Origin of the sequence: Streptomyces sp. NPDC059477 (assembly GCF_042749375.1) — a bacterium.
Classification (GTDB): domain Bacteria; phylum Actinomycetota; class Actinomycetes; order Streptomycetales; family Streptomycetaceae; genus Streptomyces.
Genome location: NZ_JBHYUG010000027.1, coordinates 1 through 21,336 on the forward strand (window position 1 = coordinate 1; position 21,336 = coordinate 21,336).

The following is a 21,336-nucleotide window of genomic DNA, read 5'->3' on the forward strand; positions in this document are numbered from 1 at the left end:
CTTGTGGGGTGCACCACCCACCACCAGTTGTATTAATCCCCCCCCCCCCCGCTGGCCCCCGGGCCCACGTGGCCCCGCCCCCCCCCCCGGGGGGGGCCCCCCATTCGACGTTGTCCAGTTTCTTCCAGTTGTGACAGTCCGTGTTCGGGCTGAGCGGGCCACCGAGCGACTTGGTGTTCTTGGTCTCCTCCCTCCGCACCTGCGGGCGCTTGGGGCGGTATCCGGCCTTCCTGCCGTCGATGTCGTAGTCCGCGCATACACATCGGCGCAACATCGTATCGACGACGATCTGATACTGGGTGAGGGGCCGGAACCGTGAACACAGTCAGTCCTCGAATGCCGCCGAAGTGACTTCGCGCTCCAGCTCCGCGCGGTGGTGCTCGTAGGTCCCTGTACCGCTAGCGCTGAAGGGGCGGGTGCGGTGCGCCTGTGCCTGGTTCGCTGGGGGTATGGAAGTCGTTGCGACAAGTCTCATAGCCGTGGTCGGTACGCTGCTCGGCTCGGCCGTGACCCATCTTTTCCAGCGGCGCACCGCGCTGCGGGCCGAGCGGTTCACCCGTGACGAGCAGTTGCGGCGGGAGCGGATCGACGCGTACTGCGCCTACGCGGGTGCGCTGGCGAATTATCGGCGCGGTCAGCTGGACTTCTGGTTCGCCAGGCACGATCTCCGTTCGGGCGGGGAGGGTTCGGTGACTGAGTTGCGGCGGGAAACGGAGCGGTCGCGGACCGCGGCCATGGAGGCCATGTTCCGCTCCGAGTTGCTCACGCACTCGGCGGCGCTGGATGCGCTGGGGCGGGAGGCGCTCAAGGCGGCCGACCGGATCCACGGTGCGCGGTCGCGGGAGGAGTTGGAGTCGGTCCGGGACGCGTCACGGTCCTTGATCTATGAGTTCGTCGCGGGGTCTCGGCTGCATATTCCGGGGCTGTACGTCGACCAGTAGTCCGGCGGACGGGGCACGCCCCTGTCGTCGGGACGGCCGAGAGCGCCGTGCGCGTCGGCAGTTCACCGTCCTGGGGGGCGCCGCTCCCGGAACGGCGTTGCTCGACTGCGCAGTGCCCTTCGCGGGGGACGCGAAGCACATCTGACCTGCGTCCCTCAGTTTGCCCTGCCGTCGATTCCGGTGGGCCCGTCACCATCGGGGAACAGCGCCGGGCCTGCGGTCAGTCGTGGGGCTGCGGCTCCCGGTGGACGGGCTGGGGTGGCACCGTTTGCGGGGCCGGGGGGCGGTGGGGGGAGGTCTCGTAGCGGCTGGGGAAAGGGTATTTGCGGGTCAGGAAGGTGTGGATCGCCGACTGGGCCGCCGCTCTGGACTCGGGTGGGGTGTCCACGTCGTTGAGGCAGAAGAAATCGACGTCTTCGCCGGAGGCCAGGCGGGCCAGGCGGCGGGGCATGTCGGGGGTGCCCAGTTGGACGTAGCGGAAGTGGTATTCCGCGGGGATGGCCCGGCCGGTGGCGATGGCCCAGTGGTGGTGGAGGGTGGAGGCGGGGGCCAGGTCGGTGGTGGAGCGGAAGCGGGAGTAGGAGGTGCGGTCGAGTTCCTCGATGCCGAGGGACTCCATTTCGCGCATCACCGAGAGGAGCTGGGGGTGGGGGGTGTGGAGGGATTTGTGGGTGATATTGCGGCCGTGGTAGCGGCTGATCACCTCGCGGGTGTTTTTTCCCGCTGAATTGGGGGCCGGTTCCAGGGGGTGGGGGGTGCCTACACCCAGTTTGAGGGGGGAGAAAGGGATGCGGGCTATTCCGTTGCCGTGGAAGAAGTGTTCGGCGGTGACCGGGCGGTTGATGAAGACGTCGTCGTTGAAGTAGAGGTAATGGTCCGACAGGCCGGGGATGTGGTGCAGTCGGCTTTCGATCGCGTGTGAATTGAAGACGGGGAGGGCGTCCGGCGGGAGGATGTCCCGGTGGTCGATGACCGTCAGGCCGGGGGTCGCCGGGTCCAGCCAGGATGGGGTCTGGCCGTCGGTGACCACGTAGACATGGCGGATGAAATCCGCGTACATCTCCAGTGAGCGCAGGGCGTACTTCAGCTCGTCGTGGCTCGTGTAACGGGACGCCCCGGTCTCGCGCGCGGCGATCTCGCCCGCCGACCGGCTCTGATGCGCCCGGCGTTTCGCGGCCAGCGCCGGATCGTCGCCGTCGACCCAGGTGTACACGGCGTCGACGGGGAAGAGCACCTCGTCGATGCCGGGCTCGGCGAACGGGGCGAACGTCGGCACACTGCGGCGGCGGCCCGTGATCGCGGCCGGGAGCTGCGCGGCCGGCGGGAGCACCTCCGAGACCGGGTTGCGGCGCGGGGCGACGAGCGCCGGGCCGAAGACGTCGGGCAGGCGGCTGCCCGGCACGGTGAGCCAGGCCGGGTCGGCGCCGGGGGAGGTTTCCAGGTCGCGGCCGTGGCGCCAGAACTCTATGTCGCAGCCCGCCTCCAGGCCGCTGAGCAGCTGGCCCGCCGGGCCCAGCCGGATCACGCCGGTCCGCAGCACCGGGGCCCCGCGGAGCGGCTTCGGCAGCCTGCCGTCCGCCCACAGCACGGCCCGGGGCACCGAGCCGTCCTGAGCCACCTCGGCCACATAGACGGGGGTGCCCGCGAACCGCTGCGCCGCCCGGGACAGGACCGTGGCCCGGTGCCGCTCCTCGACGCCGATGATCTGGCGGGGCGCGCCGCGGCCGTGCTCGGCGGGGACCAGGAAGTACGGGACGCCGATGGCCTCCAGCAGCGTGCACACGCGTTCGAGGTCGGCCTCGGCGGCGTCCGCCGCGGTGTAGGCGGCGACGGTACGGCCGTACAGGCGCGTCGGTCCGAAGGTGATCCGGCGCAGGCCGGGGACGGCGGCGCGCAGGCGGCGGCGGGACCGGGCGCGGCGCAGGGTCCACAGGCGGGACGACAGCCCGCGCCGCAGCCCGACCAGCAGATCCCGGGTGGCTCGCAGGCCGGTCGGGGCCGCGAGGTGCTGTCGGAAGTCCATGCCCCCGGCCCCCGTCAGTCGCGCTTCTCGAACGGGCTCGGGAAGGGGAAGTAGTCCTCCAGGAACTCGGCCATCCGCACGCTGACCTGCTCGCGCTCCTCCTGCGGTACGTCGACGTCGTTGAGGCAGAAGAAGTCGAAGCGGCGGTTGCGGCGCAGGTCCGCGAGGCGGCGCTCGGCGTCCGGGCGGCTGATGTTCACGTACCGGAAGCTGTAGCGGCCCGGCACGCCCTGGCCGGTCATCAGGGAGTACTGGTACAGGAGCGGGGCCGTCAGGGCGATGTCCTGCGGGGAGCGGAAGCGGGAGGCCGTGGTGCGGCGGATGTCCGCCGGGAAGGTCTCCTCCAGCGTGCGCAGGGTCTCGCGCTGCTGGGGCAGCGGGGTGTGCATGAAGTTGTTCGTGGTCATCCGGCCGAACTTGTCGAACAGCAGTCGCCGTACGTTCTTGCTGGCGGAGTTGGTGGCGGTCTCCTCGGCGTGCGGCTTGCCGACGCCGATCTTCAGCGGGGAGACCGGGATCTTCATCAGACCGCTGCCGTGGAAGAAGTGCTCGGCGCTGACCGGGCGGCCCACGAACACGTCGTCGTTGAAGTAGAGGTAGTGGTCCGACAGGCCCGGGATGTGGTGCAGGCGGGTCTCGATCGCGTGCGAGTTGAAGACCGGCAGGACGTCCGCCGGGAAGATGTCCCGGTGGTCGACGACGGTGATCCCGGGGGCGGAGTCGTCCAGCCAGTGGGGCTTCTGGCCGTCGGTGACCAGGTAGATGTGGCGGATGAAACCGGCGTACATCGCGAGTGAGCGCAGCGAGTACTTCAGCTCGTCGTGGCTGGTGTAGCGGGAGGCGTTCGTCTCCTTGTCCAGGATCTCGGCGACGCCCCGGTCCTGGTAGCGGGCACGCTTGGCGCGCATGGCCGGCTCCTCGCCGTCCACCCAGGTGTAGACGACGTCGACCGGGAACGTCACATCGTTGACGGTGGGCAGGGTGAGCGGGACGAAGCTCGGCACCTCGCGGTCGCCGACGCGCACGGTGGTCGGCTTCTGCTCGGCGGCCGGCAGGACGTCCGTGAGGCCGTTGTTGCGGGGCGCGACGAGGGACTCGGCGAACACGTCCTCGGACGCCTGCGGCTGCACCTTGGCCAGCCGGCGCTCGCCCTCCTCGCCCGCGAGGAGCGTCGCCCCGTCCTCCCAGAACTCCACGTCACAGGCCAGCTCGAACCCGGCGAGCAGTTGCCCGGCGGGGCCGAGGTGGTTCTCGCCGATGCGCAGCACGGGCGCGGTGCGCAGCGGGGTCGGCAGGACGCCGTCCATGAACAGCGCCGGGTGCTTGAGCTTGCCGCCGGGCAGGGGGCGGCCGATGGACACCGCCTTGCCCGCGTTCTGCGCCTCCAGGGCGGTGAGGAAGCGCTCGCGGTCCACGGCGTTCACCCCGACGGTGTGCCGGGTGCGGGAGGCCGGGACCAGGAAGTACGCGATGCCCTCCTGCTCCAGGGCCGCGACGACCAGGGCGAGGTTGGCGGCGGCGGCCTCGGCCGCGGTGAACCGGGTCACCACCCGGCCGTAGAGCTGCTGGCCGCGCACGGCCACGGGGCGGAGCACCGGGTCCGTGACCGCCGCCCTGCGTCGGCGCCGCATGGTACGCAGCTGCCACACCTTCTCGGACGCCTTCCGCTCAACTCGCGGTCGTATCCGGCGGGCGAAGGAACGGACGGTCACGTTCTGTGCTCCTCTTCATGTCCACCTGCACATCCCTGCCTTAGGCAGACGGACACACGTGGCGGAAGGTTGTAGAAACTTTCCTTGAGAATTAACTAGGAAAGAGTAGTTCGCATAGCCGAACGACAGACGCGAATGCTAGGGCCTTCGGCGGGCTGGGGGGTGTGATGGTTGTCACCAGATGGTTGTCACCAGCGACCATCGCCCGGGCGAGGGCCCTCGCCGGTCCTCAGTCGGTTCTCAGCCGGTCCTCGGCGTGCCCTCAGCCGGTTCTCAGCCAGTCCTCGTACCGGGTCGCCGTCGTCTCGATGTCCTCGGGGCCCGTCAGGACGTCCGGCACCCCCGCGAACAGGCTCGCGTGCTCGTCCGTGACGACCGTGCGGCCGTCCGGGCGGGCCGTCAGGGTGATCTCGCCGAGGCGGTCGAGGCCGTGGATCTCCGGGCCCGCGATCTCGCGCACCGCGTTCGCCGGGGCGCCCTGGGCCGCCTGGGCCACGGCCGCGGCGACATCCGCCGAGGCGATCGGGCGCAGGGGCAGCGACGGCAGCCGGACCCGCGTGCCCTCGGTCGCCAGGTCCATCACCGGCGCGATGAACTCGTGGAACTGCGTCGCCCGCACAATGCTGTACGGCATCCCGCTGCCGCGCACCGCCCGCTCCTGGGCGACTTTCGCCACGTAGTAGCCGTAGTCGGGCACCTGGTCCACGCCGACGATGGACAGGACGACATGGTGGCGGACGCCCGCCTCGTGCTCGGCGGCGAACAGGTGCTGGGCCGACCGGGTGAAGAAATCCAGCGCCGGTCCGTCCTCGAAGGACGGGGAGTTCGAGACGTCCACGACCACGTCGGCGTCCTTGAGCGCCTCGGGCAGGCCCTCTCCGGTGAGGGCGTTCACGCCCGTGGAGGGGGCGGCGGGCAGGGCCTCGTGGCCGTTCGCGCGCAGCAGCGCGACCACCTGCGAGCCGATGAGGCCCGTACCTCCGACAACCACGATCTTCATCACTGTCTCCGTTCGCCGATGTTCGCTGGTGCTCGCCGATATTCGCCGATATTCGCCGGTTCTCTCCGGTTCTCTCCGTTGGTCTCCGGTGGTCTCCGGTGGTCTCCGGTGGTCTCCGGTGCGCGGATGCGCGATCCGTCCGGGGGCGTTTCGCTGGTCGTATCGCCCTTTGAGGAGTGTGGTCCTGTGGCACGCAGCCGGCGATTGATCCTCAGTGCGCCCGGCGATGTCTGGGCGCTGCTCGCCGACGGGCACCGGTACGGGGAGTGGGTCACCGGCACCCGGGCCGTGCTGGCCGTGGATCCGCGCTGGCCGCAGGTCGGGGCGCGGCTGCGGGTGCGGGTGGGGGCCGGGCCGCTGACGCTGGACGACAGCTGTGTCGTACGGATCTGTGAGCCCGGACGGCGGCTGGAGCTGGAGGCGCGGGCCGATCCGTTCGGGGCCGCGCGGATCGCGATGCGGCTGCTGCCGTGGGGCGAGCACACCCTGTTCACCCTCGACTGGCATCCGCTGCGCGGGCCGGGCACCCGGATGCACGGGCTGCCGGTGGACTATCTCGTCGCCGTGCGCAACGGCATGATGCTCACCAAGTTCGCCCGGATCGCCGTACGGGAGTCACCTCCGGCGCGCTGAGCCCGTCAGCCCAGCAGGCGTCGCTCGTTCGCCGCCGCGACCGCGCCCGAACGGGTGTCCACGCCGAGTTTGTCGTACATACGGCGGAGATGGGTCTTGACGGTGGCCTCGCTGATGAACAGGGCGCGGGCGATCTCGCGGTTGGGCAGGCCCTGGGCGAGATGGGTGAGGATGTCGCGCTCGCGGGCCGTGAGAGTGGGGGCGGGGCTGCGCAGCTGGGCCATGACCCGGCCCGCGACCGGCGGGGACAGGGCCGTACGTCCCTCGGCCGCCGCGTGGATCGCCGCGAAGAGTTCGTCGGGGCCCTCCGCCTTGAGGAGGTAGCCCGTGGCGCCCGCCTCGATGGCGCGGGTGATGTCGGCGTCCGTGTCGTACGTCGTGAGGACCAGGACGTGCGGGCCGCCGGCCGGGGAGCGGTCGGCGACGAGATGGCGGGTGGTCGCCACGCCGTCCATGCCCTCGCCCAGTTGCAGATCCATCAGGACGACGTCCGGGCGCAGTTTGCGGGCCAGCGCCAGGGCCTCCTCGCCGCTGCCCGCCTCGCCGATCACCTCGATGTCCGGCGCGCTGCCCAGCAGGGCGAGCAGGCCCGCGCGGACCACCGCGTGGTCGTCGCAGAGGAGGATGCGGACGGGGGGCGCGATCATCCGGGTTGCCCTTCTGTGGGGGGCGGGGCTGTCGGGGGCGGGGCTGTGTGCAGCGGCTCCGTGGGGGGCGAGGCCGTGTGGGGCGGCTCTGTATGCAGGGGGATCGACGTATGCAGGGGGATCGACGCCGATACGACCGTGCCCTCGCCCGGCGTCGACTCCACCGTCAGCGTGCCGCCGAGCTGGCGCAGCCGGGCCCTGGACGCCGGGAGGCCGTGGCCGCGCGCCCTGCCCGAGGGCCGCTCGGCGCGGGTGTCGAAGCCGGTCCCGTCGTCCGCCACGTCCAGCACGATCTGATCGTCCAGGCAGGTCAGGGTGACCGTGACGGTACCGGCATGGGCGTGTTCTCGTACGTTGGCCAGGGCGCCCTGGGCGATACGGAGCAGCGCCGCCTCCACGGGGGGCGGGATGGGGGCCGCCGGGGTGCCCTCGGTGTGGACCCGGACCTTGAGGCCGGTCCCCGACCTGGGCCCCGACCCCGACCCACCTCCAGCCGTGGGCCCGGCCCCGGCCCCGGACTCCCGCTCCGCCACCGCCCGCAGCGCCGCGACCAGGCCGCCCGCCTCCGCCAGGTCGGCCGGGGTGAGGTCGTGCACGAAACGGCGGGCCTCGGCCAGATTGCTCTCGGCGATGGCCGCGGCGGTGTGGATGTGGCCGCGGGCGGTGACCGTGTCGGTGTCCCACAGCCGGTCGGCCGCCTGGAGCAGCATCCGCTGGCTGGACAGGCCCTGGGCGAGCGTGTCGTGGATCTCCCGGGCCAGCCGTTCGCGCTCGGCGAGGGTGCCCTCGCGGCGCTCGGTGGCGGCCAGTTCCCGGCGGGTGCGGATCAGGTCGTCGATGAGGGCGCGCTGACGGGCGGTCTGCCGTTCCATCGTGACGAAGACGGTGGTGGCGACGGCGGCCACGGCCGGGGGTGCCAGCAGGACGTTCGGATCCGGCCAGCCCGCGAGCTTCAGCTGGGCCGCCACCGTCAGCGCGGTGAGCAGACAGACCAGGGTCACGGCGGCGCGCAGCGGCAGGGTGCGCAGGCCGGTGTAGAACAACGGCACCGCGCACCAGGCGAAGCTCGGCGCCAGCACCACCAGCACCGCCCAGGCGGCCACCACCGCGCCCAGCCAGGTCACCCGGCGCAGGGTGAGCCGGGCACCGAGGGCCGGGCCGAGCACGTACAGCGCCGCCAGCAGCACCGACAGGGCGATGACCGGCGGGGACAGCGGATCGCCGGGGTGGCGGGAGAGATAGCGGGCCAGGGACGCGCCGAGCAGCACGAAGAAGGCGGTGTGCATGACGAGGGTGAGGGGGGTGTGGGTGGTGTCGTCGTCCACGGTTCCCGGTGTCGCTTCCTTGAGGCGCTCTCCCTTGAGCGGCTCCTCCTGGAGTGCCTCCGCCTCGCGCGCGTCTCCCTTGAGTGCCATCGCCTCGCCCTCCCTCCGCCTCCGCCGCTCGCACACGCTGCCGATCTGGGCAAACACCTCCATTCTTCCCTCCGCCACCCCGGCCCCCTGTCATCCGAACGGACGACCCGGCCCTCCCCCGATCCGTACGGCGGCCCGAGCCGGTCCGGCGACGGGGACGGCCCGATCCCGACCCGAGGATCGAGGCATCACCCCGACGTACACCTCGGAAAGGTCACCCACCATGCAGCAGCCCGCCAAGCACCGCACCGACAGCGACACCGGCACCGGCACCGGCACCGGCATCGACACCGCCACCGGCATCCGCACTCGCACCGCCTCCCGCCGCGCCCGCCTGTTCACCGGCGGTGCCGTCCTCGCCGTGGTCGTCGCGGGCGGCGCCGGTACGGTCGCCGCGAACGCCGCCGGTTCCGTCCCGGCCGGTGCCGCCGCCGCGCCCGTGTCCCGCGCCGCCTCCGGTGACCCGGCGCGCGGCAACCTCACGCAGTCCACCCACCTGACCGTCGACGCCGCGACCAAGGCCGCGCGGGCCGCGCTGGACGCCGCCGAGAAGGAGAACCAGCGGATCTCCGTGGCCGTCGTCGACCGCAACGGCAACACCCTGGTCACCCTGCGCGGCGACGGCGCCGGCCCGCAGTCCTACGAGTCCGCCGAGCGCAAGGCGTTCACCGCCGTCTCCTGGAACGCCCCCACGTCCGAGCTGGTCAAGCGCCTGGAGCAGACGCCGAACCTCAAGGACATCCCCGGCACCCTGTTCCTCGGCGGCGGCGCCCCGGTCACCGCCAAGGGCGCCCCGATCGCGGGCATCGGCGTCGCGGGCGCCCCGTCGGGCGACCTGGACGAGAAGTTCGCGAAGGCGGGCGTCGCCGCGCTGAACCGCTGACGCCGGTCAGCGCCCCACCCGTACCGTCCGGGTCTCGCTCACCTGGTCCAGCTCGGACACCCGGACCGTCAGTCTCATCGTCCAGGTACCCGCGAGGGGCAGGGTGAGCGTGTCGGTGGCCCAGTAGCCGCCACGATCGGTCAGCCCGGCGTCGATCGGGCCAAGTCCGTCGTCGGGCAGGGTGAACGACAGCCGCAGCTCGGGCAGGACGACGAGCCCGCCGTCCGGCCCGAAGACCACCGCCTGGACGGAGTTGTCCCCGACCCGGGCCGGGTCCAGCGTGATCTCGACCGTCCCGGACCCGCCGGGCGTCCCCGTGTCGAAGGGCACCGACACCGACGCGGTACGCGGCTGCCCCGCCACCGGCCCGGCGGCAGCCGCCTCGGCCTCGGCGCGGGCGGGCAGGGTGGCGGTCAGCACGGTGGTGACGAGGAGGACCACGAGCACGAGGGCCGCCTCGATGAGGACGGAACGGCGAAGGGCCCGGCGGTGGTGATCGGCGGAGGCGTTGGCGTCGGGGTCGGGGTCGGGGTCTGCGTAGGCGTCCTTCTCCGCGACGGGCGAGCGGTCGGAAACGCCCCCCGCGTCCACCCGGGCCACCTCACCACCCGCGCCCCCGGCGCCCACCCCCACCGGCACCCTCACCCGTACCGTGTCCACCCCCGCCCACCGCAAGGTGAACCTCCGCGAGAACCCCGCCACCCCCACCAGCACCACCACCACCGCCAGCTTCATCAGCAGCAGCCGCCCGTACGGGGTCCCGGTCAGCGCGGACGGCGAGCCCAGCCCCCGCCACGACTGATACACACCGGTCGGCACCAGCACCACCACCGCGGCGAACGCGACCCGCGAGAACCGGCTCACCACCGCGACCGTGAGCCCGCCCCCTCCCCTCCGACACAGCGTCACCAGCACCGCGGTCAGCCCGCCCAGCCACACCCCCGTCGCCAGCAGATGCAGCGTCGCGGACGCGATGGCCACCGGCACCTGGATCCCGGCCGACGCGTGCTCCGCCGCCGCCCAGGTCACCGCGAGACCGACCGCGACGGCCGCCCCCGTGCCGAGCAGTACCGGAGACCGGCGCCCGGAGAGCCGTACGAGTAGCAGGGCGGCCGGGGCCAGCAGGAGCAGCCGGGCGGCCAGCAGGATTCCGGGGCGGCCGGAGAGGGTGCGGGTCAGGCCGGCCGGGTCCAGGGCGGTCGCCGGGGCGGTGCCCGCCTCGTAGGGGGCGCGGAGCAGCAGCAGGGAGACGGTGGTGACCAGCAGCGTCCACCAGGCCGTGCGCAGCAGCGGGCCGAGAGCGGCGATGCCGGACGGGCGGCAGACCAGCGCGAAGGCCGCCGCGCCGATGAGGACCGCGCCCGCGAGATACGCGAGGTAGCGGGCCGTGTTCTGGAGGGCGCTGGTGGCCCGGTTCTGGGGCGGGCCGGTGTCCACGGCGGCCGTGGTCGGGGAGGGGGCGCCGACGGAGAAGGTGAAGGCGCCGGAGACGGGGTGACCGTCGGAGGACACCACCCGCCAGGCCACGGTGTAGGTGCCCTCGTCCAGAACGGCGGCGGGAAGCGTGACCCGGACGGCCTCGGAGCTGCCGGGGGCGTGGGCGACGGACTCCGGGCGGACGCGGTGGCTGCCGGGGTCGTACACCCGTATCGAGCCCTCCAGGAGTCCGACGGACTCGGTGAAGGTCAGGGTGAGGGTGCGCGGGGCGGTGGCGGCGACGCTTCCGTCGCCGGGGTCGGTGGAGCGCAGGGCGGCGTGGGCGGACGCCGGTCCGGCACCGGCGAGGAGCAGGACCAGCAGGACGCCCAGCAGCACCAGCCCACGAAGGCACCGGATTTCGCCGGTTCCGGTTCCGCCGGTTCCGCCTCGGCCGCCGCCATGTCCGTCATCGCCCTCGCCGTCGCCCACCACGTCGTCTCTCCGTCTTCGGAAGCCTTCCGACTACGGATACGGACGACGGCCCCCTTCTGCTCAGCAACGAGCCCGCTCAGCGGCGAACCTGCTCGGCAACGAACCCGCTCGGCAACGAACCCGCTCGGCAATGAACCCCGCGTGCTCAGACATCGGTCTCCTTGACGAGTTCGTCCCAGTCGGTGACGACGGGCAGCAGTTCGCCCCTGAGCCACAGCGGCAGCTGATCGCGATGATGCGGTGAGCCGGGGACGCCGGACGCGCCGAGCGGCACCACCCAGCGGCTGTCCTCGCGCCGGGCCAGGTCCCAGACACAGCGGGCGGCCGGGCCGCGCACGGCGAGATCGGTGACGCCGGGCACGGAGGAGGTGGACAGCACACAGTCGTGGTCGCCGGAGAGCGCGGGTCGCGCGTACGGCTTCCGGGGCGCCGTCCCCAGGGCCCGCCACGGCACCAGACGGTGGGTCTCGCCCCAGGTGCGCCGGGTCAGTTCGGGCCGCCCGGCGGTCTCCTCCAGCGCCTCGCGGAGGATCGGTTCGCGGTCGATGCCGTACAGGTGTTCGGCCGTCAGCAGTCGGGTGAGGGCCCGTCCGATACGGGGGAGCAGGGCGAGCCAGGGCTGGAGCGGCTCGGGGTAGGCGGGCGGCTCGGTGAGCGGGGCGAACGCCGGGTGCGCGGCGAGCCGGCGGACGACACCGGAGCGCAGGGCGGCGAAGGCGGCGGCGTCCCGGCTGGTGGCCGCCATCCGGCGGTCCCAGCGCAGCAGCCGTGCGCGCAGGGCGAGGGCGGCGGGCGTGAGGGTGCCGTCGGGCAGCGCGGCGAGGCCGTCCAGCAGGGCTCCGGCGCTGGTCAGGACGGTGTCGGTGTGCAGGACGGCCATGTCGGCGGCGGACCAGCGGTCCCGTTCGGCGAGCCGGGCGGTGATGCGGTCGGCGCGGTGCGGGGCGGCGAACTCGACGCCGAGCGGGGTGGCGGGGCCGCGTTGGTCGGCCATCACCGCGATGCCGTCGGTGAGCGGGGCGCGGGGCGTCTCGTGCCAGCCGGTCCACTCGTGGCCGGGCGCCCAGGCGGGCACCGGGCGGACCCGGTTGGCGGCGGCCCGCGTCGGCACCCGGCCGGCCACCCGATGCAGGGTGCCGCCCTCGGTGTCGGCGGCCAGCACGACGTTGACCGGCTCGGCCCAGCGGTCGAGGGCACGGTCCACATCGGCGACCGTACGGGCGCGCAGCAGCGGCAGCAGGGCGGCGAAGCCGAGGTCGGAGGTGACGCGGGGCGGGTGCCGGAGGCTGAGGGCGAGGGGGGTGAGGTCGCCGGGGGCGAGGTCTCCGGGGGCGAGGTCTCCGGGGGTTGATTCATGCAGAGCGGCGTCACCCCGTAGGACATCACCCCATAGGACATCACCCCACAAAACCCCATCGCATACGGCATCCCCCCGGCCCTCAACCGCCCCACCGAGCCCGTCCATCACCCCACCCTCCAACCCCTCCGGCCCACCCGCGATCACCGGCCCCCGCTCGGTCTCGATCACCTCGACCGGCACCCGTTCCTCTCCGGCCACGGCCACGAACTCGGTGTGCAGCCGGGCCCGGCGCCAGGTGCCGTCGGGGCCGAGGGCCTCGACGCCGGCGCCGGTGCGCCGCAGCCGTTCGCGGTAGAGGTCCTGGTGGTCGGCCATGGCGTCGGTGAGGGCCCAGGCGACCGGGCCGGTGTGGCCGAAGTGGGCGATGCCGGGGACACCGGGCACGGCGAGGCCGAGCACGTCGAACTCGGGGCAGGCCAGCCGGATCTGCTGGTGGTCGCCGGGGTCCTCGATGACCCGGTGGGGGGCGCCGGCGAGCACGGCGTGTCCGGTGACGGTCCGTTCGCCGGCGACCAGCCAGCCGTTGCCGCCCGTGGTGCCGGGACCGTCGGCGGCGAAGAGCCCGACCGCGCCCGGCCCCAGGTGCCGTATCGCCTCCTCCCGCCAGAGCTTGAGCGGCAGGCCGGTGGACAGGACGTGGGCGGCCAGCCAGACGCCGAGCGGGGTCCAGGGCTCCCACCGGCCGGGGGCGAGACCGGTCGCCGCGAACTCGGGGGTGCGGCGGGCGCCTTCCGCGAGGGAGACGTTGACGCCGTCGACGTAGGCGCCCACCCAGTCGGCGGTCTCCGGGTCGTCGGCGGCGAGCCGGTCGAAGCAGCGGCGGGCGGTGTCGGCGAGGCGGGCGCGACGGGCGAGGACGTCCCAGGGCAGGGCGGACGGACCGAGGAAGGAGGCGGAGGTGCCGAGCAGCCGGTGGCGTCGGGTCTCCAGTTGCCAGGCGCGGTCCAGGGCGGTCACCCGGCCCTGGGCGTGGGCGAGTTCGCGGGCGCCGGGGGCGCGAAGGTGCGGGATGCCGTGGGCATCGCGGTAGATCTCGGTACTCACCCTGTCGTCCTCCGCACTCTTCTTCCCCGACCCCGACCCCGGCGACGACGACGGCGACGGCGACGACGGCTCTTCCCGGCCCTGGCGCTCCCCGGAGATCTTAGGTTAGGCTTGCCTAAGTAAACCGGTGGGGAGAGATCGTACGCGACATGTGAAGGGGCACCATGGCGCAGGGGCACGGCTGGCAGGGCAGGGTCCTGCGGCTGATGGGCGCGAAGGACTTCGTCCTGACCGTGACGGGCGTGGAGGACGTGAGCCCGGTCTACCGGCGGCTGCGGCTGCGCGACGGCGACCTGCTCACCGCGCACGGTCCGCACCCCACGATGTGGGCGCGGCTGTGGTTCGACAACGCGGGCAAGCCCCATCAGCGCGCGTACACGCTGGTCGACCCGGACCGGGAGACCGGCACCTTCTCCCTCGAATTCGCACTCCATGAGGGGTGCGCCAGTGACTGGGCGCGGGCGGCGCGACCCGGGGACACCATCGAGGCGACGGTCCAGGGCACGGGCTTCCAGCGGCCCCAGCCCGAGCCCTCGCACGTCTTCGCGATCGGTGACCCGGCCTCGCTGCCCGCGCTCAACTCCCTCCTCGACGCGTTCCCGTCGGCCCCGGCCACCCTCTGGTTCGAGGGCAGCCTCGACGGCCTGCCGAGCCGCGCCGACGCCGACCGCCACGAGGTCCGCGCGATCCCCCGCCAGGGCTCCGCCCTCACCGACCGCGTCCGCGCCGAACTCCCCGGACTCCTGCGCGCGACCCCGCACCCGTACGTGTGGATCGCCTGCGACACGGCGACGACCCGCACCCTGTCGTCGTACGTACGCAGGGAACTGGGCGTGCCGAAGGAGCGGACGCACGCGCTGGGGTACTGGCGCGCGTAACCGCGAGGGGCGGGGGATCATCGACGCATGGACGTCAGCCTTCACCTGGCCCAGGACCCGGACGCCGACGCGCTGCTCGGCCGCTCGCCGCTCGCCGCGCTGGTGGGGATGCTGCTGGACCAGCAAGTGCCGATGGAATGGGCCTTCAGAGGACCTCGTACGATCGCCGACCGGCTCGGCGCCGACGATCTGGACGCGCACGAGATCGCCGCGCGCGACCCGGAGGCGTTCGCGGCGCTGCTCTCCGAGAAACCGGCCGTGCACCGCTACCCGGGGTCGATGGCGCAGCGCGTCCAGCAGTTGTGCCAGTACCTGGTCGAGCACTACGACGGTGACGCCGAGGCGGTCTGGCGGGGCGTGGCCGGCGGCGCCGAGCTGCTGAAGCGGCTGGAGCAACTGCCCGGCTTCGGCAAGCAGAAGGCCCAGATCTTCCTCGCCCTGCTCGGCAAGCAGCTCGGCGTACGGCCGACGGGCTGGCGCGAGGCCGCCGGGGCGTACGGCGAGACCACGTCGTACCGCTCGGTCGCCGACATCACCGGCCCGGAGTCGCTCGCCAAGGTCCGGGCCCACAAACAGGAGATGAAGGCGGCGGCGAAGGCCGCCAAGACGGCGACGTCGGCGACGACGGGGAAGTCAGGGACGTCGGGGAAGCCGACGACGGGGAAGCCAAGGACGTCGGGGAAGCCAAGGACGTCGGCGACGTCGGCGAAGCCAGGGAACCCGGCGAAGAAGAAGGCGTAGGGCCGGGCGGCGGTCAACCGCTTGGACCTCCCGGGTGGCGGGTCCGCCGGGCGCGATCCAAGCATGGATCATGACCGAGCCATCGAGCGGTCCCTCCTGGGATCCCGAGTACGACGACCGCAAGGTTCACGGCGGCCGGCACACCGCGGCCTCGCCATCCGGCGCCGGCGGCTACGAGCCGGAGCCGCCCTTCGAGGGCCCGCTGCACGCCCTGTCCCGCGCCGCCTGGCAGGTGGTGCTGGTCACCGGCATCGCGTCGCTGATCCTGGGCGTGCTGATCCTTGTCTGGCCCGGCGCCTCCCTGCGGGTCGCGGGCATCCTCTTCGGCCTCTACCTCCTCGTCAGCGGCGTCTTCCAGCTCGCCGCGGCCTTCGGCACCCACCGCACGACCTCGCTGCGGGTGCTCGCGTTCATCAGCGGCGCGGTGTCGATCCTGCTGGGCCTGTTCTGCTTCCGCGGCCCGACCCAGTCGATCCTGCTGCTGGCCCTGTGGATCGGCATCGGCTGGCTGATCCGCGGCATCACCCAGACGCTGGCGGCGTCCTCCGACAGCGCGATGCCCGCCCGCGGCTGGCAGATCTTCCTGGGCATCGTCACCTTCCTCGCCGGGATCGTGCTGATCGTCTCCCCCTTCGAGTCGATCGCCGTACTGACCCTGGTCACCGGCATCTGGCTGCTCGCCGTCGGCATCGTCGAGATCATCACCGCCGTGATGATGCGGGGACGCGCACGAGAGGTGCCCCGGACGCTGTGAACGAGGGGCGCGGCCCGGCTGGCGTCCGGGAGACCGGGGGAGAAGGTCCACGCCGGGCGGCCGGATCGCCGATCCGGCACGCGTTCCCCGGCGGGCTGCCCGCCGTACGGAGTGCCGTACGGACTGCCGTACGAACCACCGGACCGCCCGTCGCGCTGCCCTGGGCGGACCGGACGGTGATGCCCCGGCACCACGCCCACCACCCCACCTGGTGGCTGCGGACCGCCGTCCTGCTGCTCGCCCTCCTGGTACCGGGCACGCACACCGGAGCGCACGCCCTGCCGCTCACGGTGGGCGTCCACGAGAACGGCGGTACGGCGGCCGAGTGCGACCTCCTCGACTCCGCCCTGCGCCCGGTCACCCGGGTCTCCCGCCGTCCGGTCACCGCCGCGCGCCCCGTCCCCGAACGCCCCGCCCCGCCGGGCCGCGCCGCTCACCGCCCGCACCCCGCGCCGCCCGCCCCCTCGTACTCCCTGCACCACCTGCGCTCGGTGGTCCTGCGCTGCTGACGGGCCCCGCCCCGGAAACAGCCCCCACCCCCCGAGCGAGGTAGAACGTCATGCCCAGCGACCCGTACGCCGTCCTGCGTGCCCTGCTGCGCGCGGAAGCCCGCCGCAACCCGCCCGAGCCGGAACCCGAACCACAGCAGCCCGCACCGCGCCCCGCCCCCGTCCTGCGGGAGCGGCAGCGCGGCTGACCCGGAGCCGGACGCCTCACGCCGGGGCGTCCGGCTCGGCGACGACGGGCCGCTCCGGCCGCTCCCCCGGCCCGAGCTGCGCCGGGCGGCACTCTGGATTAGCGTCACTTGAGGGGGCACGTCCGAGAGGTGGCATGCCATGGCAGGCAAGTTCGAGATGTACAAGGACAGGTCGGACAAGTACCGGTTCCGGCTCAAGGCGGGCAACGGCGAGATCATCGCGGTCGGCGAGGCCTACGAGACCAAGGCGTCGTGCCTGCACGGCATCGAGTCCGTGAAGGCGAACGCAGCCGGTGCGCCGGTGGTCGAGAAGGAACCGACCCTCTAGGCGACCGGCACCCGGCGACCGACACCCCGGGCGAACAGACCCGCACAGGCGGCGGATCCGGACCCATGGGCCCGGCGGACAGCGCCGATTCGATGGCCGCGGTGGCGGGCTCGCCGCCGCTCAGGTCAGTCCCCCGCCCCGCTCAGGTCGGACCTCCGCCCGAACCCGCGCCCACCGCCCTTCCGTTCTGCCCCGAATGAGGGCATCTTTCCGGGCTCGTACTGCCTCTCCATGGCTGCGCCGCGAAGCGCTTGGCCGGTAGGCTTTCCGTGTGATCTTCAAGCGCATCGGAAACGGCCGGCCGTACCCCGACCATGGCCGGGACAGCACCCGGCAGTGGGCGGACGTCGCGCCGCGCCCGGTCCGCCTCGATCAGCTCGTCACGACCAAGCAGCAACTCGACCTGGAGACGCTGCTCGCCGAGGACTCGACCTTCTACGGCGATCTCTTCGCGCATGTCGTCAAGTGGCAGGGCGATCTCTATCTGGAGGACGGACTGCACCGCGCGGTCCGCGCCGCGCTCCAGCAGCGTCAGGTGCTGCACGCGCGCGTCCTGGAACTCGGCTGACCCAGCCGACCCGACAGCACCCTGAGTCCCCCCTGCGCCCCCTGCCCCCTGACCCCACTCGGGCCCATCCGTTGGCCCTTTCGGGTTGACCGGGCCACGTCGAATGATCATCTAGTAGGCATCACCGCTCGGGCGCACTACGCTGCGCTCATGAGCATGCTGACTCCCCCCGGCATGGGTGGCCAGTACCGGATCACGGGGGACAAGTTCCCGCGAATGCGCCGGCCCCGGCGGCGGGGCAGGCTCGTGCTCGCCCTGGTGGCCTCGACGACCGCGATCGGGTTGATCGGCTGGGGCACGTTGCAGCTCATCGACGTCTTCACCGGTGGCGGCGACAGCGCGGCGGCGGCGAGTGCGGACGGGCGCTGTCCCGGATCGGCGAGTCCGTCACCCCGTGCGGGTGCCTCCGCGCGGGCGGGCGGAGCGGCGGAAGGACCGGCCCAGGGCTCGGCCGCCGTGCCGGCCCCCGGCACGATCACGGTGAACGTCCTCAACGCCACCACCCGCGCCGGGCTGGCCAAGAAAACCGCCGACGAACTGGCGAAACGTGGCTTCAAGATCGGTGAGGTCGGGAACGCGGCGAAGCAGTACGACAAGAAGGTGAAGGGCGCCGGGATACTGCTCGGGCCGAGCGCCTCCCTGAACACCTCGCTGCCGGTGCTGGCGACCCAGCTCGCGGGCGCGGAGCGGCGCACCGATGCCGGGCGCAAGGGCACGGAGGTGGATCTGATCCTCGGTGACGCCTTCAAGCAACTGACCGTGCGGGCCACGGCCGACCAGGCCCTGACGGCCCTGACGTCACCTTCACCGACGCCGAGCGGGACCACGAAGGGCTGCTGACCGTCGGGGGCCCGACGGGGTGCCGGCGGGACAGGACCTCGCTCCCGCCCACCACCGCGGCGTCCCTACTCGGCCGCCCCATACATACGATCCCCCGCGTCCCCCAGCCCCGGCACGATGTACCCCTGCTCGTTGAGCCGTTCGTCGACCGACGCGGTGACGACGGTGACCGGCGTGCCGGCGAGTTCGCGTTCCATGATCTCGACGCCCTCGGGGGCGGCGAGCAGCACCACGGCGGTCACATCGTCGGCGCCGCGCCGGATCAGCTCCCGGATCGCGGCGACGAGCGTGCCCCCCGTGGCCAGCATCGGGTCGAGGACGTACACCTGGCGTCCGGAGAGGTCCTCCGGCATGCGGGTGGCGTACGTGGACGCCTGGAGGGTCTCCTCGTCGCGGATCATGCCCAGGAACCCCACCTCGGCGGTCGGCAGCAGCCGGACCATGCCGTCCAGCATGCCGAGCCCGGCCCGCAGGATCGGCACCACCAGGGGACGCGGGTGGGACAGCTTGACTCCGGTCGTCTCGCTGACCGGCGTGGCGATGTCGACCTGCTCGGTGCGCACGTCCCGCGTGGCCTCGTAGGCGAGCAGGGTGACCAGTTCGTCGGCGAGCCGGCGGAAGGTCGGGGAGTCGGTGCGCCGGTCGCGCAGCGTGGTGAGCTTGTGAGCGACCAGGGGGTGGTCGACGACGTGGAGACGCATGCCCATAACAGTAACCGCGGCCCCTCCACCCGCGCGCTGGCATCAAACCGCCCATCCGGGGGAAAATGGGATGGACCGACCGGGGTGGTGAAACCATGCGTGACCTGCCGGACCTGCCGGACCCATCAGATCCAGCGGGCCCAGCGGACCTGCCGGGCCCACGGGATCCAGCGGGCCCAGCGGACCCGTCCAACCCACCGGTCCGACGGGACCCACCGGACCCGGCGGACCCACCGGACCCGGCGGACCCACCGGACCCGGCGGCTCCGCCGGACGTGGGCGACTCGGCCCGGGGGTCGGCCCAAGAACCCACGCGGCGGCCGACCCGGCAGCCCACCCGGCAGTCGGCCCGGCGGCCCGCCCGGGAATCCGCCCCAAAATCCGCCGGGGAGCCGGAGGCCCAGGAGCCCACAGAGCAACCCCCGCCGCAGCCCCCGCCACAACCCACCCGGAAATCGGCCCGACAACCCGCCCGGAAGTCGCCCCAGGGTCCCACCCGGCAGCCGACCCAGGAGCCCGCAGGGCAGTCCGCGCGGGAGCGGGCACAGCAGCCCACACAGGAGCCCCCGGCGGACTCCGCCCAGGACCCGGATGCCGGAGCGCGCGAGGCGGATGCCGAGCGCCGGAGGCGCCGGGCGCAGTTTCTGCGGGAACTCTCCGAGGCACGCGCACTGCGCGATCGGGTGCAGCCCCGCCGGGCCAAGACCGCCCGGTTGCGGCACGCGATGCGCATGCGAACATTCCGCTGGTAGACCCGCCGGGCGGACCACGCCGGGAAGATCCGTGCGGCGTACGGGCGTTGACCGGGTGGTCGTGCGAGGCGCCGCAGGAAACCCGCGTACGATCCGCACGTGGTGGCGACAAGTGCGCTGGTGACTCTTTGCTCACGTGCGATCAAAAGTGCCAGACACAGGGAGCCGAAGACGTCCCCTGGACGCCTTGTTTCTGCCACGATTCCGAGTGGGTGGGGCTCGGAGCACCGCTCCTCCACCCGCGACCTCCGCCGGGGGGACCCCCAACCGGCACGCCTATGACCAGTGGGAGAGTCACGGTGTACTTCGCCGCACTGCTCGCGCGCACCGAAGACGGGTGGGAAGCGAGCGATACAGAGCTCGACGATGTGGAGACCCTGTCGGATCTGGCCGACCTGGCCCGGGAAGCCGCTCCGGACGAGGACACGGTGCTCGTTCTGATCGAGCAGGAGGACGCCTGGTTCGGCGTCGTCCGCTTCGACGGCGAGGACGACGCCCGGATCTATGTCTCCGACGCTCTCGCCGCTGCCCGCAGCAGCTACGGCGAGATCCTGCTCACCGACGAACTGCTCGGCCGGGATCCCGACGACCCCGGCGACGACCTGGACGCCCTCGATCTCGACGGCACCGAGGACGGCGAGAACGACAACGAGAACGACGACACGGACGACGCCACCGGCGACGATTCGCTGCCGCACGGCCCCGTCGGCGACCGGGCCATCCTCGACGACCTCGGCGTCAGCGAGAAGGAGCTGCTGTCGCTGTCCGGGGACGCCGTGGGCGAGATCGCCGACGCCCTGGGCGCCTCGGAGGTGCTGGAGACCGTGCGCTGACCGCGATGCCCCCGCCCCCCGACCTCGACCCCGCTCCCGACCCGGTACGTGACCCCTGGCGGGCCGCCATGCGGCTCGCCCTGGACCAGGCCGGACGGGCCGTCGCCGGTGGTGACGTGCCCGTCGGAGCCGTCGTACTGGCCCCGGACGGCACGACCGTGCTGGCCACCGGGCACAACGAGCGCGAGGCCACCGGCGACCCCACCGCGCACGCCGAGGTGCTCGCGGTACGCCGGGCCGCCGCCGCGCTCGGCCGGTGGCGGCTCACCGGCTGCACCCTGGTGGTCACCCTGGAGCCCTGCACGATGTGCGCGGGCGCCCTGGTGCTGGCCAGGGTCGACCGGGTCGTCTACGGCGCCCGGGACGCCAAGGCGGGCGCGACCGGCTCCCTCTGGGACGTCGTACGCGACCGCCGGCTCAACCACCGGCCCGAGGTGATCGAGGGCGTGCTCGCCGACGAGTGCGCCCGCCTCCTGACCGACTTCTTCCGCACCCGCTGAGCCGTCCCCCGACGGCCGGATACCGATTTCAGACCATGCCGCGCCTTGTTGTAAGGTCTCTCTCGGTAGCGTGTCCGAGCGGCCGAAGGAGCTCGCCTCGAAAGCGAGTGTGGCGCAAGTCACCGAGGGTTCAAATCCCTCCGCTACCGCCACCGAGAAGGGCCCCGTCGAAAGA

Annotated in this window: 21 protein-coding genes and 1 tRNA gene; 14 read left to right on the forward strand and 8 right to left on the reverse strand. The window is 72.9% G+C overall.

The window, feature by feature from the left end; genetic code table 11:
- The first annotated feature begins 506 nt into the window (after positions 1 to 506).
- Positions 507 to 941: a hypothetical protein gene (locus tag ACFXAZ_RS16155; RefSeq protein WP_384590519.1), complete on the forward strand. Its 435-nt coding sequence runs from the start codon at positions 507 to 509 to the stop codon at positions 939 to 941.
- Between the two features lie 220 nt (positions 942 to 1,161).
- Here ACFXAZ_RS16155 and ACFXAZ_RS16160 read toward each other — a convergent pair whose 3' ends face one another.
- The 3 genes from ACFXAZ_RS16160 to ACFXAZ_RS16170 form a co-directional block, all read right to left on the reverse strand.
- Positions 1,162 to 2,964, reverse strand: coding sequence for a stealth family protein (locus ACFXAZ_RS16160; protein ID WP_384590522.1), 1,803 nt, complete (start codon positions 2,962 to 2,964; stop codon positions 1,162 to 1,164).
- A gap of 14 nt (positions 2,965 to 2,978) precedes the next feature.
- Positions 2,979 to 4,676, reverse strand: coding sequence for a stealth family protein (locus ACFXAZ_RS16165; protein ID WP_384590525.1), 1,698 nt, complete (start codon positions 4,674 to 4,676; stop codon positions 2,979 to 2,981).
- A gap of 262 nt (positions 4,677 to 4,938) precedes the next feature.
- Entirely contained in the window at positions 4,939 to 5,676 is a 738-nt protein-coding gene (locus ACFXAZ_RS16170; RefSeq protein WP_384590528.1) for an SDR family oxidoreductase, read from the reverse strand.
- Between the two features lie 186 nt (positions 5,677 to 5,862).
- Between ACFXAZ_RS16170 and ACFXAZ_RS16175 the strand changes: the two genes are divergently transcribed.
- Complete coding sequence (locus ACFXAZ_RS16175; RefSeq protein WP_384590531.1) at positions 5,863 to 6,309, forward strand: SRPBCC family protein; 447 nt, start codon at positions 5,863 to 5,865, stop codon at positions 6,307 to 6,309.
- 5 nt (positions 6,310 to 6,314) lie between these two features.
- Here the strand turns inward: ACFXAZ_RS16175 and ACFXAZ_RS16180 are convergent, their stop codons facing one another.
- Positions 6,315 to 6,956: a response regulator gene (locus ACFXAZ_RS16180; protein ID WP_384590534.1), complete on the reverse strand. Its 642-nt coding sequence runs from the start codon at positions 6,954 to 6,956 to the stop codon at positions 6,315 to 6,317.
- A complete protein-coding gene (locus ACFXAZ_RS16185; RefSeq protein WP_384590739.1) occupies positions 6,953 to 8,242 on the reverse strand; it encodes a sensor histidine kinase in 1,290 nt (429 codons plus the stop codon). Before ACFXAZ_RS16185 ends, ACFXAZ_RS16180 begins: the two co-directional genes overlap by 4 nt.
- Positions 8,243 to 8,594: 352 nt before the next feature.
- Here ACFXAZ_RS16185 and ACFXAZ_RS16190 point away from each other — a divergent pair, with 352 nt between their 5' ends.
- Positions 8,595 to 9,254: a heme-binding protein gene (locus ACFXAZ_RS16190; protein WP_384590537.1), complete on the forward strand. Its 660-nt coding sequence runs from the start codon at positions 8,595 to 8,597 to the stop codon at positions 9,252 to 9,254.
- Between the two features lie 6 nt (positions 9,255 to 9,260).
- On the opposite strand, the gene ACFXAZ_RS16195 is transcribed toward ACFXAZ_RS16190, so the two are convergent.
- Together ACFXAZ_RS16195 and ACFXAZ_RS16200 are read right to left on the reverse strand one after the other, a co-directional pair.
- Positions 9,261 to 11,069: a copper resistance CopC/CopD family protein gene (locus tag ACFXAZ_RS16195; protein WP_384590540.1), complete on the reverse strand. Its 1,809-nt coding sequence runs from the start codon at positions 11,067 to 11,069 to the stop codon at positions 9,261 to 9,263.
- Between the two features lie 241 nt (positions 11,070 to 11,310).
- Positions 11,311 to 13,569, reverse strand: coding sequence for a penicillin acylase family protein (locus ACFXAZ_RS16200; RefSeq protein ID WP_384590543.1), 2,259 nt, complete (start codon positions 13,567 to 13,569; stop codon positions 11,311 to 11,313).
- A gap of 164 nt (positions 13,570 to 13,733) precedes the next feature.
- On the opposite strand from ACFXAZ_RS16200, the gene ACFXAZ_RS16205 reads away from it, so the two are divergent.
- The 8 genes from ACFXAZ_RS16205 to ACFXAZ_RS16240 all read left to right on the forward strand — a co-directional run bounded on the left by ACFXAZ_RS16205 (position 13,734) and on the right by ACFXAZ_RS16240 (position 18,375).
- Positions 13,734 to 14,447, forward strand: a complete 714-nt coding sequence (locus tag ACFXAZ_RS16205; protein ID WP_384590546.1) for a siderophore-interacting protein — start codon at positions 13,734 to 13,736, stop codon at positions 14,445 to 14,447.
- Positions 14,448 to 14,474: 27 nt separating this feature from the next.
- Positions 14,475 to 15,188, forward strand: coding sequence for an HhH-GPD-type base excision DNA repair protein (locus ACFXAZ_RS16210; RefSeq protein ID WP_384590549.1), 714 nt, complete (start codon positions 14,475 to 14,477; stop codon positions 15,186 to 15,188).
- Positions 15,189 to 15,258: 70 nt separating this feature from the next.
- Entirely contained in the window at positions 15,259 to 15,942 is a 684-nt protein-coding gene (locus ACFXAZ_RS16215; RefSeq protein WP_384590552.1) for an HdeD family acid-resistance protein, read from the forward strand.
- Complete coding sequence (locus tag ACFXAZ_RS16220; RefSeq protein WP_384590555.1) at positions 15,939 to 16,451, forward strand: hypothetical protein; 513 nt, start codon at positions 15,939 to 15,941, stop codon at positions 16,449 to 16,451. Before ACFXAZ_RS16215 ends, ACFXAZ_RS16220 begins: the two co-directional genes overlap by 4 nt.
- Before the next feature lie 50 nt (positions 16,452 to 16,501).
- The gene (locus tag ACFXAZ_RS16225; RefSeq protein ID WP_384590558.1) at positions 16,502 to 16,639 is read left to right on the forward strand and encodes a hypothetical protein; all 138 of its coding nucleotides are present in this window, start codon (positions 16,502 to 16,504) and stop codon (positions 16,637 to 16,639) included.
- A gap of 139 nt (positions 16,640 to 16,778) precedes the next feature.
- On the forward strand, positions 16,779 to 16,967 hold the full coding sequence (locus tag ACFXAZ_RS16230; protein WP_384590561.1) for a YegP family protein: 189 nt from the start codon (positions 16,779 to 16,781) through the stop codon (positions 16,965 to 16,967).
- 271 nt (positions 16,968 to 17,238) lie between these two features.
- Positions 17,239 to 17,535, forward strand: a complete 297-nt coding sequence (locus ACFXAZ_RS16235; RefSeq protein WP_384590564.1) for a type II toxin-antitoxin system VapB family antitoxin — start codon at positions 17,239 to 17,241, stop codon at positions 17,533 to 17,535.
- Positions 17,536 to 17,685: 150 nt separating this feature from the next.
- Positions 17,686 to 18,375, forward strand: a complete 690-nt coding sequence (locus tag ACFXAZ_RS16240) for a LytR C-terminal domain-containing protein (protein WP_384590567.1) — start codon at positions 17,686 to 17,688, stop codon at positions 18,373 to 18,375.
- Between the two features lie 65 nt (positions 18,376 to 18,440).
- On the opposite strand, the gene upp is transcribed toward ACFXAZ_RS16240, so the two are convergent.
- Positions 18,441 to 19,076 carry a uracil phosphoribosyltransferase gene (gene upp, locus ACFXAZ_RS16245; protein ID WP_384590570.1) on the reverse strand — a complete coding sequence of 212 codons (636 nt, stop codon included), beginning with the start codon at positions 19,074 to 19,076 and terminating at the stop codon, positions 18,441 to 18,443.
- Positions 19,077 to 20,127: 1,051 nt separating this feature from the next.
- Between upp and ACFXAZ_RS16250 the strand changes: the two genes are divergently transcribed.
- From ACFXAZ_RS16250 to ACFXAZ_RS16260, 3 genes are all read left to right on the forward strand, one after another.
- Positions 20,128 to 20,661 carry a hypothetical protein gene (locus ACFXAZ_RS16250; protein ID WP_384590742.1) on the forward strand — a complete coding sequence of 178 codons (534 nt, stop codon included), beginning with the start codon at positions 20,128 to 20,130 and terminating at the stop codon, positions 20,659 to 20,661.
- A 5-nt stretch (positions 20,662 to 20,666) separates the two neighbouring features.
- Complete coding sequence (gene tadA / locus ACFXAZ_RS16255; RefSeq protein WP_384590572.1) at positions 20,667 to 21,161, forward strand: tRNA adenosine(34) deaminase TadA; 495 nt, start codon at positions 20,667 to 20,669, stop codon at positions 21,159 to 21,161.
- 64 nt (positions 21,162 to 21,225) lie between these two features.
- Positions 21,226 to 21,313, forward strand: a tRNA-Ser gene (locus tag ACFXAZ_RS16260).
- The last annotated feature ends 23 nt before the right edge of the window (positions 21,314 to 21,336 follow it).

Bases quoted from the DNA above. Each gene is read 5' to 3' on its own strand.
- ACFXAZ_RS16215 (WP_384590552.1), top strand. From the start codon at position 15,259: ATGACCGAGCCATCGAGCGGTCCCTCCTGGGATCCCGAGTACGACGAC.
- tadA (WP_384590572.1), top strand. From the start codon at position 20,667: ATGCCCCCGCCCCCCGACCTCGACCCCGCTCCCGACCCGGTACGTGAC.
- ACFXAZ_RS16180 (WP_384590534.1), bottom strand. From the start codon at position 6,956: ATGATCGCGCCCCCCGTCCGCATCCTCCTCTGCGACGACCACGCGGTG.
- ACFXAZ_RS16210 (WP_384590549.1), top strand. From the start codon at position 14,475: ATGGACGTCAGCCTTCACCTGGCCCAGGACCCGGACGCCGACGCGCTG.
- ACFXAZ_RS16190 (WP_384590537.1), top strand. From the start codon at position 8,595: ATGCAGCAGCCCGCCAAGCACCGCACCGACAGCGACACCGGCACCGGC.
- ACFXAZ_RS16205 (WP_384590546.1), top strand. From the start codon at position 13,734: ATGGCGCAGGGGCACGGCTGGCAGGGCAGGGTCCTGCGGCTGATGGGC.
- upp (WP_384590570.1), bottom strand. From the start codon at position 19,076: ATGCGTCTCCACGTCGTCGACCACCCCCTGGTCGCTCACAAGCTCACC.
- ACFXAZ_RS16170 (WP_384590528.1), bottom strand. From the start codon at position 5,676: ATGAAGATCGTGGTTGTCGGAGGTACGGGCCTCATCGGCTCGCAGGTG.
- ACFXAZ_RS16160 (WP_384590522.1), bottom strand. From the start codon at position 2,964: ATGGACTTCCGACAGCACCTCGCGGCCCCGACCGGCCTGCGAGCCACC.
- ACFXAZ_RS16185 (WP_384590739.1), bottom strand. From the start codon at position 8,242: ATGCACACCGCCTTCTTCGTGCTGCTCGGCGCGTCCCTGGCCCGCTAT.
- ACFXAZ_RS16230 (WP_384590561.1), top strand. From the start codon at position 16,779: ATGGCAGGCAAGTTCGAGATGTACAAGGACAGGTCGGACAAGTACCGG.
- ACFXAZ_RS16225 (WP_384590558.1), top strand. From the start codon at position 16,502: ATGCCCAGCGACCCGTACGCCGTCCTGCGTGCCCTGCTGCGCGCGGAA.
- ACFXAZ_RS16240 (WP_384590567.1), top strand. From the start codon at position 17,686: ATGAGCATGCTGACTCCCCCCGGCATGGGTGGCCAGTACCGGATCACG.